This window comes from Bradyrhizobium tropiciagri (genome assembly GCF_001189845.1).
GTDB lineage: Bacteria > Pseudomonadota > Alphaproteobacteria > Rhizobiales > Xanthobacteraceae > Bradyrhizobium > Bradyrhizobium tropiciagri.
In genome coordinates this window covers 45517-61450 of sequence record NZ_LFLZ01000042.1, presented here as the reverse complement: position 1 = coordinate 61450, position 15934 = coordinate 45517, and the positions used below count along the sequence as shown (strand labels likewise).

17 protein-coding genes are annotated in these 15934 nt (G+C 64.7%); 7 read left to right on the top strand and 10 right to left on the bottom strand.

Translation table 11 applies throughout. From position 1 onward, the window contains the following. Positions 1-586: 586 nt before the first annotated feature. Positions 587-1918 (bottom strand): tyrosine-type recombinase/integrase, encoded by a 1332-nt coding sequence (locus AKN84_RS28245; protein WP_050423818.1) that lies wholly within the window; start codon positions 1916-1918, stop codon positions 587-589. 510 nt (positions 1919-2428) lie between these two features. Continuing rightward, positions 2429-2728, bottom strand: coding sequence for a hypothetical protein (locus AKN84_RS28240; protein WP_050423817.1), 300 nt, complete (start codon positions 2726-2728; stop codon positions 2429-2431). Between the two features lie 181 nt (positions 2729-2909). Here AKN84_RS28240 and AKN84_RS28235 point away from each other — a divergent pair, with 181 nt between their 5' ends. After that, positions 2910-3281 (top strand): DUF4118 domain-containing protein, encoded by a 372-nt coding sequence (locus AKN84_RS28235; RefSeq protein ID WP_050423816.1) that lies wholly within the window; start codon positions 2910-2912, stop codon positions 3279-3281. A gap of 68 nt (positions 3282-3349) precedes the next feature. On the opposite strand, the gene AKN84_RS47490 is transcribed toward AKN84_RS28235, so the two are convergent. Beyond that, positions 3350-3490 carry a hypothetical protein gene (locus AKN84_RS47490; protein ID WP_157863344.1) on the bottom strand — a complete coding sequence of 47 codons (141 nt, stop codon included), beginning with the start codon at positions 3488-3490 and terminating at the stop codon, positions 3350-3352. Positions 3491-3671: 181 nt separating this feature from the next. Here AKN84_RS47490 and AKN84_RS28230 point away from each other — a divergent pair, with 181 nt between their 5' ends. After that, positions 3672-3902 carry a hypothetical protein gene (locus tag AKN84_RS28230; RefSeq protein WP_050423815.1) on the top strand — a complete coding sequence of 77 codons (231 nt, stop codon included), beginning with the start codon at positions 3672-3674 and terminating at the stop codon, positions 3900-3902. 365 nt (positions 3903-4267) lie between these two features. On the opposite strand, the gene AKN84_RS28225 is transcribed toward AKN84_RS28230, so the two are convergent. Then, positions 4268-4804 (bottom strand): hypothetical protein, encoded by a 537-nt coding sequence (locus tag AKN84_RS28225; protein ID WP_050423814.1) that lies wholly within the window; start codon positions 4802-4804, stop codon positions 4268-4270. A gap of 292 nt (positions 4805-5096) precedes the next feature. Further along, positions 5097-6644, bottom strand: coding sequence for an acetolactate synthase large subunit (locus AKN84_RS28220; protein ID WP_050423813.1), 1548 nt, complete (start codon positions 6642-6644; stop codon positions 5097-5099). Positions 6645-6869: 225 nt separating this feature from the next. Here AKN84_RS28220 and AKN84_RS28215 point away from each other — a divergent pair, with 225 nt between their 5' ends. The 4 genes from AKN84_RS28215 (at position 6870) to AKN84_RS28200 (ending at position 10876) form a co-directional block, all read left to right on the top strand. Further along, the gene (locus tag AKN84_RS28215) at positions 6870-7442 is read left to right on the top strand and encodes a L,D-transpeptidase (protein WP_050423812.1); all 573 of its coding nucleotides are present in this window, start codon (positions 6870-6872) and stop codon (positions 7440-7442) included. Between the two features lie 93 nt (positions 7443-7535). Continuing rightward, the gene (locus AKN84_RS28210; protein WP_050423811.1) at positions 7536-8333 is read left to right on the top strand and encodes a DUF2927 domain-containing protein; all 798 of its coding nucleotides are present in this window, start codon (positions 7536-7538) and stop codon (positions 8331-8333) included. A 428-nt stretch (positions 8334-8761) separates the two neighbouring features. Then, a complete protein-coding gene (locus AKN84_RS28205) occupies positions 8762-9793 on the top strand; it encodes a MerR family transcriptional regulator (protein WP_050423810.1) in 1032 nt (343 codons plus the stop codon). Between the two features lie 87 nt (positions 9794-9880). After that, positions 9881-10876: a LysR family transcriptional regulator gene (locus AKN84_RS28200; RefSeq protein WP_050423809.1), complete on the top strand. Its 996-nt coding sequence runs from the start codon at positions 9881-9883 to the stop codon at positions 10874-10876. A 96-nt stretch (positions 10877-10972) separates the two neighbouring features. Here the strand turns inward: AKN84_RS28200 and AKN84_RS28195 are convergent, their stop codons facing one another. Both AKN84_RS28195 and AKN84_RS28190 read right to left on the bottom strand, forming a co-directional pair. Next, positions 10973-11482: a lipocalin-like domain-containing protein gene (locus AKN84_RS28195; protein ID WP_128971232.1), complete on the bottom strand. Its 510-nt coding sequence runs from the start codon at positions 11480-11482 to the stop codon at positions 10973-10975. Positions 11483-11597: 115 nt separating this feature from the next. Then, on the bottom strand, positions 11598-11810 hold the full coding sequence (locus AKN84_RS28190; RefSeq protein WP_050423831.1) for a hypothetical protein: 213 nt from the start codon (positions 11808-11810) through the stop codon (positions 11598-11600). A 485-nt stretch (positions 11811-12295) separates the two neighbouring features. Between AKN84_RS28190 and AKN84_RS28185 the strand changes: the two genes are divergently transcribed. Next, a complete protein-coding gene (locus AKN84_RS28185) occupies positions 12296-13357 on the top strand; it encodes an ABC transporter substrate-binding protein (RefSeq protein WP_430649939.1) in 1062 nt (353 codons plus the stop codon). A gap of 14 nt (positions 13358-13371) precedes the next feature. On the opposite strand, the gene AKN84_RS28180 is transcribed toward AKN84_RS28185, so the two are convergent. The 3 genes from AKN84_RS28180 to AKN84_RS28170 are packed head-to-tail and all read right to left on the bottom strand — an operon-like array spanning position 13372 to position 15919. Continuing rightward, complete coding sequence (locus AKN84_RS28180) at positions 13372-13617, bottom strand: hypothetical protein (protein WP_050423807.1); 246 nt, start codon at positions 13615-13617, stop codon at positions 13372-13374. A 31-nt stretch (positions 13618-13648) separates the two neighbouring features. Then, entirely contained in the window at positions 13649-14713 is a 1065-nt protein-coding gene (locus tag AKN84_RS28175; protein WP_244485536.1) for a M48 family metallopeptidase, read from the bottom strand. 57 nt (positions 14714-14770) lie between these two features. After that, positions 14771-15919: a DUF898 family protein gene (locus tag AKN84_RS28170; RefSeq protein WP_128971245.1), complete on the bottom strand. Its 1149-nt coding sequence runs from the start codon at positions 15917-15919 to the stop codon at positions 14771-14773. Between the last annotated feature and the right edge of the window lie 15 nt (positions 15920-15934).

Sequence of the window (15934 nt, the reverse complement as noted above, 5' to 3'; positions counted from 1 at the left end):
ATTGGCCAGTGCCGGCGTTCGAACTGTTGGCTAGCTATCTGCCGATCGATGAGACGGGCGATGGATTTGAACCCGTGGCCTTCAGGGGTTGAGGCCAAAGATCGGAATGAAAGCAACAAGCGCCCCCGGGCGTGTCAAAGGCGAATTTAATCGGTTCGTCCTATTTGTACGCTACAGCCACCCAGCAATCATACCTAGGCACTTTAGTTCTTTCTTGCCGGATCAGCATACGCTCTTACTGCCGCAGAACGACCATGGTGCGGGACGGGAGCATGCGTGGCGAGGACGAAAAGATTCGGTATCGAGGCATTTGGGGTGGCAGGTAGTAGGAAAATGCCTTCGGTCACGAAGCGCCGCCGCAAGAACCGTGGCATGCCGCCGCCCGCGACGTTCGATATCGATACGCTGCCAGGCGGCTCCAATTTGACGGCATTGGAAACGGCCGCGGTCATCCGGCGCACACCCGGGGCGCTGGAGCAGTGGCGACGCGATCCGAACCACCCGCTGAAATGGCGCTACGTCGACGGCCGCCCGCTCTATCGTGTCGATGCTGTGCGGGACTACCTGGCCAAATGCGATAAGGCTCCTAAGCCGTCTCAGCCGCATAGTGCTCGCGGAGACGGCCGAGCAGCTCGGCCTTGATCGGATCGAGCGGATTCGTCCGCTGCAGGCGCACGACCTTGCCAATCCGTATCGCGCCGACCAGCTCCGCGATGTAATCATGAGCCGCTTCGAACGCCATCTTGCGGATGATCCACTGTTCGTCGTGATTGTAGACCTGATCGATTCCGCTTGGCTTTTGCCCGACACAGAGCCGCTGGATCTCGTTGTCGTAGCCACAGCGCGACATGATGGTGCGCAGACTGCGCCTCAAATCATGCATGGTGAACCTGGCAACACCCGCTTCCTTGACCAGCCGGTTGACCATCTTGGTGAAGCCGGACATCTGACCACCGGTCTTCGGTGACGGGAAGACATAGTCGGACGTTGCGCGCTGGAAATGCTTCGCGGCCGCGAGCACCTCATCAATAAGGTGAGTGCGCGGCACATCGTGGTGCAAGCCCATCTTGGTCCAAGCCGCATCGAAGGTGATGCGGTCGTCCATGACGTGCTTTTGCCATTCGATCATGGTTGGCTCACTCCGGCGCGGGCCACCGAGCAGGCACGTCCTCACCAGGAGCCCAAAGGTGCCGAGCTTGCCGGATGCATGCCAGACCTTGATGATTTCTTCATCGGTGAGTGCACGGCCCTTCGTTCGGCGTCCGACCCTTTGCGCGCGGGTTTCCTTGGGCTCGCGATATCCCGCCAGCACGTTGTGGTCGACATAACCCTCGCCAACGCACCATTCGAGGAACGTATGGGTGTGCTTGCGTAGGTCCTTGGCCGCGCCCCGCTTGCCGGTCTTGGCAATCTTGTCGACCGCTGCCATGATTTGCCGCCGAGTCAGGTCCCCGACGCCGCTATCGGCGTGATCCGTGAGCCCGCGCCGCAACGCCGACATGGCCGGCTTCCAGTTGACGACCTGACGACCGGTCAAGGACGTCTGGTAGGGACCATCTTCGACGACCAAGTCCGCCAAGGTAGTGCGCTGCTTTTCGGCTGCCTGTTGCCGCCTCGCCTCGCGTTTCGCATCGTTGGGGTCCATGCCCTTGAATACCTCGCCTGCGGCGATGGTGGCGGCCTTGCGCGCAGCCTTCTCATTATACTTGGGCCACGGACCGAGGGTCTTGCGTTGGGTCCCTCTCACTCCCGGCTTGGTGAAGAGGTAGACCCAGGTCCGGCCACCGGTGGCGCGCATGCGCAGGGCGAGGCCGGGCAGCTTGTCGTCATGGAGATAATGCTGCGCCTTGCCCGGCGGCAACACAGCGCTGCGGATCACCGCGTCGGTAAGTGTCAGTTGGTTGCTCGGCTCCGGCATGGTCCCTACGCTCCTTGTCGTCGCAGTGTGCCCCCGCAGTCGCCCGGATCATCCAAGCGACGGGAAAGCCGCATTGACTTTCCTTCGCTTTTCCCGCCTCGGGGCACACCAGCGTGGAAGGACGGCCCTTCGAGAACAGAGGGGGCACAGACCCTCCCCCGATTTGTGTGCCCCAAGGGAAAATCTGCGGCGGGCACAACGGGGGCACACAAAATGCAGTATGGCCGCTTATGGTCCCTTGAGGTCAAAACGACCATAAGACACTGTAATAGATTGAATTATTTCGACAACACTATGGCCGGGTGGGATCAGTGTGGATCTACGGATTGTGGTTCACACGGGAGAGGTCCAAGGTTCGATCCCTTGTGCGTCCACCATTCCCCTTCCTGAATCGCCGGGTGCGGACGATTGTCGACATTCAGGCGCCCTTCGGGACCGCCTCATCCAAAATGTCGAAAACAACCCCATGCAAAGTGGCCGATGCGCGTGCGATGCGGCCGGCATTCCGGCTTACTGGCGGCGGCGGTGCGGGGCGGGTGACGGGTTGGCGGTGCGTCGGCTGAGTTCGCCGAGCAGGTCGCGCACGGCGCCGTCGAGTTCGTCGGATGGCGGGGTGGCGTGATCGGCGGGTTGTGGGCCGGTTGGTCGATACCAGCCGCGGGCGGACACGTCGTCATTCGCGGCCCGAAGCCGCGGCGCGCGCACGCGCGGAGGCGACCGCCGTCTCCGGCGCGAGATCAGCTCGCGGACGCCGTACCCGGCTACGAACCCGATCCCGGTGACGAGAACGACAATCAGAAATTCCAGCATTGTGCTGTCCCACAATCACTCTGCCGCGGTGCAATAAGCGCGACAATGCGGCAGGGGCTTGACCGGGCCGGTTCCTTTTCACTGTATCGAACAGAACACCCCCTCCTCGGAGTCCTACGGGGTTTTGTTTGCAGGCCTCCTCGGCTACCTTCCCGGAACTCGCGGAGGCCGGGAAGTCTCGATGCGCAAGGGCAACGACTACATTCTGAAGCTGCGGCCCTGGTCCTTGCCGACGTTCGTCGTCGCGCTGCTCGCCGTGGTGCTCGCCAGCGCGACGCAGGAAATGTTCGCAAGCTTCGGCATGCAATTCTATTTCGCGGGCTTCGTGCCGGCGATCCTGATCGCCGGCCTGATGGGCGGCGCGCCGGCCGGCGCCTTCGCCACGATCATCACGCTTCCGATCGTCTGGTGGGCGTTCATGCCGCCCTATTTCGAGTTCGCCTGGCCGACCGCCGCCGATTACGACAGCATGGCCATGTTCGTGTTGTCGAGCGCGCTCCTGGTGTGTTTCTCGCAGCTCTATCGGGAAGCGCTGGTCATCCTGCGAAAGTAGGCGCCTGGGCGCGAGCCCAGCTCTCCGCCGGCGGTGGCAAACCGGTTGCCCGCGGCGATCATTCGCCCTCAGATCCCGAACATCCACACCGCCACGATGGTGGCGAGCGTCGCCACGCCGCTGACCGTCCAGCCCACCGCGTAGAATGTGTTCTCCGGGGCGGTGTCGAGCACCGTGTTGGTGGTTTCCGTCATTGACCGCCAGCGCATGGCGTCTCTCCTCGGAACTCCTGCCCAGCGGCATAACGCAGTTCCCGGTTCCAGGTTCCGCCCACATCGCAACCGGTCGCGCCGTTCACGCTGAGCTCACGGACTGCTGATCGGCGTCGCGGAACCTGCGACATTCTGTCCCGTTGAGGGGCGCCGGAAACCAACTTGGGAGAACCATCCGATGCGAACACTGATCCTCGCCGCCACCGCCCTCGCCTTCGTCTCGTCCGCCGCACTCGCGCAGGACAAGGCAGGCGGCACCACCGCCCCCGCCGCGCAAAGCGGCGACACGGCGGCCAAGGGCGAGGCGACCAAGATGGCGCCAAAGAAGAAAGCGAAGAAGACCGCAAAGAAATCGAAAACCAAGTCCGGCGGCGCCGCCGCGACCGGCGACGATGCGACCAAGCAATAAACGGAAACAATCGCACACCGCGATCGCGGAGAAGACGAAACGGAAAAGGCCGCCCGAAGGCGGCCTTTTTACTGTCCCGGTGCGGATGCTGCCTCGGCCTTTGGCGTCGCATTCAGCTGCGCCGCCGGCTTGAAACAGTAGAGCTTGGACCAGTGAGAGCTGGGCCAGCGAATTGAAGTGCGGGAGAGGGAGCGAAAGAGGCGCAGAGCCGATAATCCGCACCGCCATCGGATCGTTCTGAAAATTGACCACCGGCTCCAGGAATTGCTCCACCTCCCGCACCTTCTGTTCTGCCGTGCGTGCAGCGGCGACGCATGATCCAAACGGGCTATCACCGCGATCCGCAGCGAGAATCGTCGATAGGCTTAATGCTGAGCGCCATCGTCGTGCCGTGCCGCGAGCCCGCTCTCTTGCACGCGCTCGGCAAACCAGCGCGACGCGGCGCTGTCGATCGCGCCGCCGGTATAGACTTCGGAAAAGCTCACGCCGTCCTGTCCGACGATCACCAGCACGCCCATCGCATAGGCAAACCACACGTTAGGATCGGTCAGAGCCTGGAGCTTGCGCTGATCGTGCTCGAGCGGCTGGTGATTGCTGTCCTTGCGCAGCTCGATGGCCAGGAGATTGTTCGGGATATCGCGCTGATGCACGACGATATCGGGATAGATCGACTTGCCGAGATGGTCATCGGTCGAGCTGCCCGAGCCGCGCGGCAGCCGCAGCGTGCGCTCGCCGAGCCGATCGTAGTTGCAGTCGACCTGCCAGCCGGAGAACTGCCGCTCGACATAGACCGCCAGCCGGTGAGTAAGCGTTCGCTCGCCGAGATCGCGCTCCAGCAGGAAGGTCTCCTGCGCGTAAAACTCCTGCACGGCGGCGATCACCTTGTTCAGCTCGGTCTGCATTGGCGCCTCCGACTGGACTGGACCCTGATGAGACTAGGTTGAGCTGGAGTGGCGTCGCAAGTTCACCTCTCCCTTGGGAGAGGTCGATTTGCGCAGCAAATCGGGTGAGGGGTGACGGTCTATCGAGAGAGCAAGAGCCCTCACCCGGATTGCACTGGACGATGCTTCGCATCGCCAGGCGCAATCCGACCTCTCCCCGGCGGGGAGAGGTGGACCGGGACTGCACCAAGCTGCTCCAATCAAGAATTCATCCCGCTTTAGACCGCCACCGCGGCCGTTGAAGACTGCCCTGCTACATCTGCACTTCGATCAGCTGCGGTCCCGGCTCGGCAACGGCATTCGCCAACGCCTTGTTGAACTCATCCGCTGACGTGACCGCCACCGCCGGCACGCCCATGCCCTTTGCGAGCGCGACGAAATCGAGCGTCGGCCGATCGATCTTCAGCATGTCCTGCGCCCGCTTGCCCGGCTCGCCGGCGCCGACGCCGTCGAACTCGCCACGCAGGATCTGGTAGATGCGGTTGGCGAACACGATGGTCACGACGTTGAGCCCCTCGCGCGCCTGCGTCCACAGCGACTGGATCGTGTACATCGCGCTGCCGTCGCCGACCATGCAGATCACCTTGCGGTCCGGGCAGGCAACCGCGGCGCCGGTCGCCACCGGCGTCGAGAAGCCGATCGAGCCGCCCATGTTCTGCAACCAGTCGTGCGGCGCAGCCCCCGCCGTCGGCGGAAAGAAACCGCGGCCGGTGGTGACGGATTCATCGACCATGATGGCGTTGTCGGGGATCGCGCAGGCGATCGCCTGCGCGATCGTCGAGTGGTTGAGCGCGCCGGTCGGCTTGACCAGTTCCGGATGCTGCTGCGGCTTGACGTCGTGCGCCGTCGCATGCAGCGCATTGGCAAGCGCCTCGAGGGCAGCGACCGAATTCTCGCCCCAGGCGGTCATGCGATGCACCTCGCAGCCTTCCGCCTTCAGCATGCTCGGCTTGTTCGGATAGGCGAAGAACGCCACGGGATCGTTGGCCTCGACCAGGACAATGTGACGGAAATTCTTCAGGATCGGCAGCGCCTGCTCGATCACATAGGGGATGCGGTTGATCGAGAAACGGCCGCGGCCGCGCGCCATCCGCGGGTGATAGGTCTGGCCCATCACGGTGCAGCCGGTCTTGCCGGCGATGCGCTCGGCGAGCGCCAGCCCGTGCTCGGTCAGCGCGCTGCCGGTGACCAGCAGCAGCGTGTGCGCGGCATCGCCGTGCAGGATCCTCGCCGCGGTGTCGACCGCCTGCGGCGAGTAGCTCGGACGCTGGGTGTCGACAGGCACTTCAGCGACGCCGTCGGCCTCGTTCCAGGCGGTGTCGGCCGGCAGGATCAGCGTTGCGATCTGGGGCGGCGCGCTCTTGGCTGCGGCGATCGCCGCCGCGCCGTCGGCCGCGACCGACTTGGCATCCGGCGACGTGCGCACCCAGGACGACATCGGCCGCGCCAGGCCCTCGATATCTGATGTCAGCGGCGCGTTGTAGCCGATGTGGTAAGTCGCGTGCTGGCCGACGATGTTGACGATGCCGGAATGCGCCTTCTTGGCGTTGTGCAGATTGGCAAGGCCGTTGGCGAGGCCGGGCCCGAGATGCAGCAGCGTCGAAGCCGGTGTTCCCTTCATGCGGAAATAGCCGTCGGCCGCGCCGGTCACCACGCCTTCGAACAGGCCGAGCACGCAGCGCATGCCCGGCACCTTGTCCAGCGCCGCGACGAAATGCATCTCCGAGGTGCCCGGATTGGTAAAACAGACATCCACGCCGCCCGCGACCAATGTCCGTACCAGACTTTCCGCACCGTTCATGCTCTCGCTCCCGCCAAAGACGTTTCTTTAGATTGAACCAGATCAACCATTCTTCATCCGCTTCGTCAAAGGTTTGACCGGACAATGCAGGTATCGCCTGCGGTCTGTTGCCTTTTTAAACCGTGTCGTCCGAAAGTGCATAAAGTCACGGCTTCGTCGCTTGCGAAACGCCGGCAATTGTGGCCTGTCTGAGCACATATTTGATTGTTCGCGAGGGGGACGACCATGCGCCCGATTGCCTTGATGTTTGCCGCGCTCACGATCCTGGCAGGTGCCGGCCAGGCCCAGGCCCAGTTCTTCGATTCCCGGGGCTACCAGTCCGACTTCCCGAGCTTCTTCGGCGGCGGCGGCTCGAGCCCGATCCCGCGCACCACCGTCAGCTTCCCGACCAACTACGCCCCCGGCACCATCGTGATAAGCACCGCCGAGCGGAGGCTCTATCTGGTCATGGCGAATGGCCAGGCGCTGCGCTACGGCATCGGCGTCGGCCGCGACGGCTTCCGCTGGAGCGGCGTCCACCGCATCTCCGCCAAGAAGGAATGGCCGTCGTGGACGCCGCCGTCGCAGATGCTGCGCCGCCGCCCCGATTTGCCGCGCCACATGAACGGCGGTGTCGAGAACCCGCTCGGTGCGCGCGCGATGTATCTCGGCTCCACGCTGTACCGCATCCACGGCTCGAACGAGCCGGAGACGATCGGCCAGGCGGTCTCGTCGGGCTGCTTCCGCATGACCAATGACGACGTCACCGACCTCTATAATCGGGTCTCGGTCGGCGCCACCGTCGTTGTGAAGAACTGATCGCGACGATTTCAACGGAATCAGGCGCCGCCATCCGGCAAGTTCGCCGATCTCGCCTTGCGCTGCCGCACACCTTGCGGCAGCGTTGTCGTAATGTCCCAGCACCGCCCTTCGATCCTGCTCCTTCTCGCCGCAACGCTCGCCGCTTGCCTCACTGAGATCCCCGTGCCTGCCGCCGCCGAGGTGCCGGCCATCGTCGCGCGCCAGCGCAACGAGAAGAAGGAGTTCACCGACGCCGAGATCGTCGAGGGTTTCCTGAAGACCGCGTTCGGCGCGGAATATCATCTCGCCGGACGGGTCGACCGCATCCGCAAATACGACAGGGCGGTGCGCGTGTTTGCCGACGGCAACCGCGCCGACCGCAAGGCCCAGCTCGCCAAGGTCGTCGCCGACATCCGCAGCAAGGTGCAGCATCTCGACATCGCGATGACCGACAGCCACGACGCGGCCAATGTCGTGGTCAAGATGGTGCGCGACCGCGAGCTCTACCGGACGATCGCAACCTACTACGGGCAGGAGCGCGCCAAGGAGATCCGCGCCTCGCTCGACCCGCAATGCCTGTCCGGCTTCCGCAAGAACGAGAACTACGAGATCGAGCATTCCGACGTCATCCTCACCGTCGACAATGGCGATTTCGTCTTCCTCGACTGCGCCTATGAGGAGCTGCTGCAGTCGCTCGGCCCGATCAACGACACCGCAACCGTGCCGTGGACCATGTTCAACGACAGCGTCTCGATGGGCTTCTTCGACGTCTACGACCAATATCTGCTCAATCTGCTCTACGACCCCCGCATCAAGCCCGGCATGACCGTGCAGGAGGTCAAGGCCGCGCTGCCCGACGTGCTCACCGACGTCCGCGCCTGGGTGGCGAAGGTGAACCATCTGGAGTGAGGGTGGCTGGAATCGGTGCATGGCGCTCGCCAGAAACACCGCCGTCGTCCTGGCGAAAGCAGGGACCCATACTCCAGGGCGGATGTTGTGGGAGGGACTCGTCGTACCAGCATCGTTCACCAACAGCCATTCGTGGTTATGGGTCCCTGCTCCCGTGCGCAATTGCGCACTAGGCAGGGACGACACCGAGAATGTTGCACGGTTGATGGATCAAACATTCGCATACAGGGCCTCGCTCAGGCAACTCAGTGATTGGCACGTGAGGTGAGCGCCGGCGGCAGGGCTCCCTCCCCCCTTGCAAGGGGAGAGGGAGCCTGTGCAGCGTGCTCACCTTACTGAGCAGGATGCGGAATCGTCCCCCTCCCCGCTTGACCTGGCCCCTGCGGCCGCCTCCATAGAGGTGCGGTCAGACGACGCGAGGTGATTCGATGAATGCTCCTGCTGCCCGTTTCCTCAGCCCGTCCGAAGCTGCAAGGCAGCTCGGCATCTCGGCCAAAGCGCTGCGCCTCTACGAGGAGCGCGGCCTGATCGCGCCCGGCCGCACGCCGGCGGGATGGCGTGCCTATGGTCCGGCCGAGATGGCCCGCTGCGCCGAGATCGTCGAGCTGCGCGCGCTCGGCCTCGGTGTCGGTGAAGTGGCGCGAATCCTGAGCGGCGACGCCGCCATCCTCGGCCGGGTGCTGGCCGCGCACGAGGCCACGCTCGAAGCACGCATCCGCCAATGCGGCGACAGCATCGCCCGGGTGCGCCGGCTGCGCACCGACCTCGGCTGCGGCAAAATGCCCGCGACGCACGAGCTGATCGGTGCGGTCAGGGCGCGGCCGGCGATCGGCGTCGCATTCGATCTGCCATGGCCGTGGGGCGGCGAGCGCTTCGAGCTGCGCGATATCAAATTGCTGAACTACATCGTCGGCCCGCTCGGCAGCGGCAAGACGCGCCTCGCGCAGCGGCTCGCCGAAGCGCTGCCCGGCGCGACCTTCGTGGGACTGGACCGTGCAGCCGATGGCGGCGCGGCCGTTCGTGCGCGCCTCGATGCCTACCCGGCGCACAAGGCAAGGGTCGAAGCGAGCCTTGCCGTCCTGCTGGCAGATGGCGCCGTGGACTCTGCCGCGCTCACCACCCTGCTCGCATGGCTCGAGGCCGGCGACGGCGCTATCCCAGTGATCGACATGCTCGAGCAGGGGCTCGATGCGGCCAGCCAGGAGGCGGTGATCGCGCATCTGCGCCGTCGTGGACCGCAGGCGCGGCCGCTGTTCTTCCTGACGCGCTCCAGCGCGATCCTGGACCTCGACGCCGTCGGCGACGATGAAGCGATCATCCTGTGCCCCGCCAATCACAGCCTGCCGATCTGCGTCAGGCCTATTCCCGGCGCGGTGGGCTATGAAGCGGTTGCGACCTGCCTCGCCTCTCCGGAGGTGCGCGCGCGCACCGAAGGCATGGTGGCCTGGCTGCCATCCTGACTTCTCGTATTGGTTGCATTATCATTATATGACAATGCACGACGCAAGTCGGATGCAGTTCGAAAAAGTGTGCTATAAGCACACGCGATGACCGAGCTTCCCCGTACCCAGGCCTTGCGTTGCTTCATCACGGTTGCCCGTGAGGGCACTGTATCGCGCGCTGCAGCGATGCTGAAACTGACCCAGCCGGCGGTCAGCCTGCAACTCAAGGCGCTCGAGGAAAGCACCGGACTGCAGCTGTTCAACCGCACACCCAGCGGCTTCACGCTGACCGAGGCCGGCGCCGCGTTGCTGCCGCTGGCGCACCGGGCGGTGGCGGCGGCATCCGACTTCAAGGCAATGGCGGATTCGCTGAACGAGGCCCAGCGCGGCACGCTGCGCGTCGGCACCATCCTCGATCCCGAATTCACCCGGCTCGGACCGTTCGTGCGCAGCCTTGCGATGTCCTCGCAGCGCACCGAGGTTTTCCTGCGCCATGGCGTCAGCGACGACGTGCTGGCGCAGATCGGCAGGGGCGAACTCGACGTCGGCTATTATGTCGACGCCACGCCGCAGGAGCAGCTCATCCATCACAGCTTCGCCGAACGAACCATTGCCGACGGCCGCTACCAGCTGGCGCCGCTGCTCTGCTACGACTACCGCGTGATCGCGCCGATCGGCTGGCGGGACCGCGTCATCGGCAAGGGCTGGGCGGAGCTCGCCGAGCTGCCCTGGCTCGCAACACCGCCGCATTCCGGTCACCGGCGGCTGCTCGATGACATTTTCCGGCCGCTCGGCGCCTTGCCGAAGCGCGTCGGCTACACCGACCAGGAAGAGGCGATGATCGACTTCGTCGAATCCGGTCTCTGCCTCAGCCTCGCGCGCGACAGCGTGCTGGCGCCGCGGATGGCGCGCCCGCATCAGTTCGTGGTTGCCGACAAGGTGAAGCTGACCTGCGATCTCTCCTTCGTCAGCCTCGCCGCCCGCCGCCAGGAGCCGGTGATCGCCCACGCCTTCGCCGCCGTGCGCGCGGTGTGGAATATCAAGCCGGCAATCGCCGGCGCCGGACCGACACGGACGCGGAAGGTCGCGAAGAACGTGTGACGCGGCAGAAACTCTCCGGCCTTGGTCTCGATGGCGGACCGGAGACGACCGACGGCAAGTCCGCTTTGGGTTCAGAAGCGGATCCACCCGGCTCGATCACTTTGCCCGTGTCCAAATCACTTCAACGACATCACCACCCGGGGGACGAACAGTCAGCGTCAGTTGATTTCCCATAATCGCGACAAAGCGCTTTTGATCTGAACCATTCCAGTTCGGAAAGGAGCTGCCCTCGACGTGAATCGAGATGCTGCTGTCGGCCTCGTTCGCCGAATAGGTCCCGAAGTAGGTTATCGTGCCCTCGGCAGTTTCCTTGTATTCTTCAGAGGTGCCCTGCCTGAGGGCATTGCTTGCGTACCTGGCGCGGTCCGACTTCATGACCGTGATGATGTACCGTCCATCCGCATCGAAGAAGGCGATGCCCTTCGGAGCTTTTCCGTAATGCTCCAGCCTGGCACCGTCGGCCCTCTTCTGCTCCCAGGAGACCAGGGTCCAGGTCCCCACCAGTTGCTCTTTGAAAGATTGCTTCTGGCCCAGCACGTCGGATGCCATCGTCAGAACTCCAAGAGCTGCGATCGAACATGCTGCGAAAATCGTGCGCAGAGTCATTGGCGTCTCCTATGCGAGGATTGAAGCCGGCCGGGCCGATTTCGTCCCCTTACCCGATTGGGGAGAGGTGAAGTGCACAGGCGGCCAAGGCGATTCGATCCAGATTCATCATGCTCTAGGCGGCAACGACCAGAGGCCGCGCCATCTCCGCCATGGTAGGCACCAGCGACGGCGCCTCGCAATCCTGCAGGAACAGTTCGTCCATGAGCTCGCGCAGCCTCGGCGGCAGATCGGCGTAATCGCCGCGCAGGGCATAGCGCAGTCTCTCGCCAATCTCGTCGCAGATGGCGCGCGCGTGCTCGGGCGCGATCGGATGAGGTTCACGCATCGGCATCGACTGCGTGGACGTGGACTGCTTGCAAAGGCCGCGAGCCGTCAGACGGCATTTCCGCGTACGCGGATCCCGCATGCGCACATGCGATCAAGACCAGGATCCGAACGATGCTGAACATGGTTCGTACTCCCTTTTCCCGTCCATCAATAGCAGGAGGTCGTTGCCGCCCGATTAGGGAAACTGGTTCTCACGGCCTTTAGGGAAGTGGTAAACGCGAAGTTTCAGGACGGGTTTGCAACGCGGCAATTCCGGCGATCGATCCGGCGTCCCAATCGAGTGTCCCCAATCAGGGGGACAGACGCATCCGGCGGAATCGATATGATGCGCAACCGGACGCCGGTCGGCTATCATCGGCCGCGTTATACAAAAAAGAGCATGCTGGGAGGATTTGCAATGAAGCTGGCCATGGCCGGACTCTGGGTACTGGCAGGCGCGATGCTGGTCGCGCCGGACGCCCGCGCGACATCAAGGTCGGCGTCGTGGTGTCGGGATCCGGACCGGGCTCGGCGCTCGGCCAGCCGCAGATGCGCACCATCGCTGCGCTGCCGAAGGAGATCGGCGGCGAGAAGGTCACCTATATCGCGCTCGACGACGAGTCCGATCCCACCAAGGGCACGCAGAATGCGCGGCGCCTCGTGATCCAGGACGGCGTCGACATCCTGATCGGCTCCTCGCTCACCCCCGTGACCATGCCGATGCTCGACGTCGCCTTCGAAGCCAAGACGCCGATCATCTCGCTCGCGGCGGCGACCGCGATCGTGCAGCCGATGGACGAGCGCCGCCGCTGGGCGTTCAAGGTGGTGCCCAACGACGACCTGATGGCGGCGGCGATCCTGAAATACATCGCCAAATCCGGCATCAAGACGCTCGGCTATATCGGCGTCTCCGACGGCTATGGCGAAGGCTACTACAAGGAGGTGTCGCGGCTGGCGCCGACGCTCGGCCTCACCGTCACGACGCATGAGGTCTATGCGCGTTCGGACACCAGCGCGATGGGCCAGGCGCTGAAGGTGATCGCGACCAACCCGGAGGCGGTGTTCATCGTCTCCGCCGGCACGCCGGCCGTGCTGCCGCAGGAGGCGCTACGCAGCAGAGGTTATGCCGGCAAGATCTTCCAGACCCACGGCGTCGCGTCGGAGGAATTCATCAAGCTCGGCGGGGCCAATGTCGAGGGTGCTGTCTTCACCGGCGAGGCCTTCACCATCGCCGACGATCTGCCGGCGAGCGATCCGTTCCGCCAGGCGCGCGACGAGTTCGTGTCGGCCTATGAGAAGGCCAACGGGCAAAAGCCGAACATCTTCGGCGCGCATCTGTGGGACGCGGTCACGCTGTTCAAGCGGGCGGCGGCGAATGCGCTGAAGTCCGCAAAGCCCGGCACGCCGGAATTCCGCGCCGCGCTGCGCGACGAGCTCGAGCGCGGCAAGGACGTCTATCTGAACAACGGCCTCTCGACCATGAGCCCGAGCGACCACAACGGCTATGACGAGCGCTCCGCGTTCCTGATCAAGGTCGAAGGCGGCAAGTTTCGACTGGTCAAATAAGCGCCCGGGATGGGCTAGTCGCCGCCCCATCGCCAGCGCGGCGGCTCGCCCTTCCACCAGCAGATGGTGGTGAGCAAGGCGCTCAGCACGACAACGTAGGCGATGAAGCGGACCGGCGCGTGCGGGAGGACCAGCGCGGCGGCGACGGCGACCAGCGCCACAAAGCCGGCGAGGACCGCCCAGCCCTGCCAGTTGTTCGGCGGCCCCCAGCCCCAGCCGTAGCGCTTGGCGGGAAACCAGTATCTGTCGTCACGCGGCATGGGATCGCTCCAGCGTCGAAATTCCCTCGCCTCACGTCTTGCCCGATGCGCACACGCCCTTCAGCGCCTGCCATTCGGCGGCCGACAGCAGTGGCTTGCCGATCGTCAGAGTGTCTGAGTCCGCTCTCTCCATGCGTTCGAGGCGATCCTCGGTCAGCGGATGGCTTGCGACGAGCGAGAGTCCCTTGCCGCCTTCCTTGCCGGTGACGCGGAACATCAGTTCGCCCATCGGCTTCGCCGGGCGGCCGAGCTTGTGCATGGTCTCGATCGCGAACGTATCGGCGTTGGTCTCGGCGTCGCGCGAATAGGACGACGTCACCAGTTGGCGCGAGGCGAAGATCAGCGCGCCGGAGCCGGTGATGTCGCCGAACAACAAGCCGATCAGGAACGAGGTGCCGCCATTGTGGATCAGCTCGCGCATGCTGTCGCGGTGGCGGAGATGGCCGAGCTCATGCGCCAGGACGCCGGCAATCTCGTCGGGATTCTCGGCCTTCTCCAGCAGCCCCTCGAACAGGTAGACCTTGCCGCCGGGCAGCGCGAAGGCGTTCGGCACCGGCGTCGCCATCACGCCCGACTGCACCGAATTGTCGAGGCCCGCGGTTTCCCGCAGCTTGCCGATCAGCTTCTCGAAAGCCGCTTGTCCCGCCGCCTTGCTGCACGGCTTGCCGTCGAACACCACCTTGACCTGCGCCTCCGCGACATCGCCGAGGCGGCGCTCGAAGGAATCAGGCACCAGCGGCGTCAGCCGCTCGGCGGCGAGCGGCACGCCGAACAGCACCACCAGCACGATCGACACCGCGGCCGCGAGCGACCAGCCGACGATGCCGGCGACGCCCCTGCGGTTCGGCCGGTCCTGCTCGAGCTTGTCGCAGCGCGCGACCAGCGCGGCGATCAGCTGCGCGTCGCGGACCTCGAGCCGCGCCAACGCCGGCGCCGTCAGGCAGCTCAGCCGCAGCAGGCCGGACGGGCTGTCGGCACGGCGGATGTCGGCAAACGCCCAGCGCGCGAGCAGTTCGCCGCCTTCCCTGATCTCCAGCGCATCGGACAGTCTGAGCGCGACGACGCGCCGGCGGCTCGATGCGCCGTCGAAGAACACCGTGCCCGGGACCGCGCCGCCGCGGAATTGGCCTGGTCGAGATCGGATTCCATGAGGCTAGAATCCCGCGACGTCGAGGCCGTCGGCAAAGCCTTCGCCGAGCGCATTGGCGAGATCGCCGCGCGCGGTGACGTTGGCGGCGGCGCCGATGTTGTGCACGATGGTCGTCGACAGCACCCGGACCCAGAGATCGCGCATCAGATAGACCCGCATCACGACGTTCATCGCGAGCGCAAGGGCGAGATAGCCGATGCCGAGCATGACCATCAGCGGAATGCTCTTGGCGAACGCCTCGGTCTTGAAGAAGGTCTCGATCGAGGAGCCGTCGATGCTGGCCGCCAGGAAGATGCAGAGGACGAGATAGGCCAGGAACACGGTGCCGAGCAGCATGGCCCAGCCGATCACCTTCCAGTACAGCCCGATCAGCGCGCTGCGCCGCATGGTGGATTCCAGCCTGACCTCGCCGAAACGGATGCCCGACAGCCACCAGCGCCACTCGATCGCCTTGAACGCGGCATAAGCGAACGGGCCGAAGATCGTCACCATCGCGAACGGCATCAACAGCCAGAGCCACCAGCCGCGCTTGAAGAAATCCCAGCCGCGGCCCTCGAATGAGCCCTGCAGATCGCCGTAATAGGAATGCCGCATCTTGTAGCGTTCGAGCGCGGCCTCGCGCCAGGGCAGCGCAAAGCCAAGCGTGATCACGACCAGGAAGCCCCATAGCGAGGCCTTCAGCGCATAGATCCAGCCCGAGCCGCTCATCCAGAAACGGACGCCGCGCCACACCGTGCGGGTCAGCCGGTAGCGCCGCGCGCGGTAGATCGCGAACTGACCGAACACATAGAAGAAGGCGACCAACGGAAACGAGGAGAAGGTCTGGCCGTGCTCGGCCTCGATGACGAGCAGGGCGTAGCCGAGATAGACCGGCACGAGGATCGCGAGCGCGACCAAAAAGCCGATCAGGAGCTCCTTGCCGCGGCCGGTATATTCCGCCCCGTCGCCGTCGATCAGGGTGTTCGACCACAGGTGACGGCGGATGTCGGTGGTGAGCCAGAACCGGTAGAAGCCGACCGTGACGAGCTCGAGCCCGGCGCCGCGCGCGACCAGGCGGAAGAACTCCTTCCGGCTCCCTGAAAACGCCACCGGCATCGGCGGCGGAACCGGTTGCGGCAGCGGCGGCGGTGGCCCCGGCGGGGTCCAGCTCATGTCGTTCACGGAACA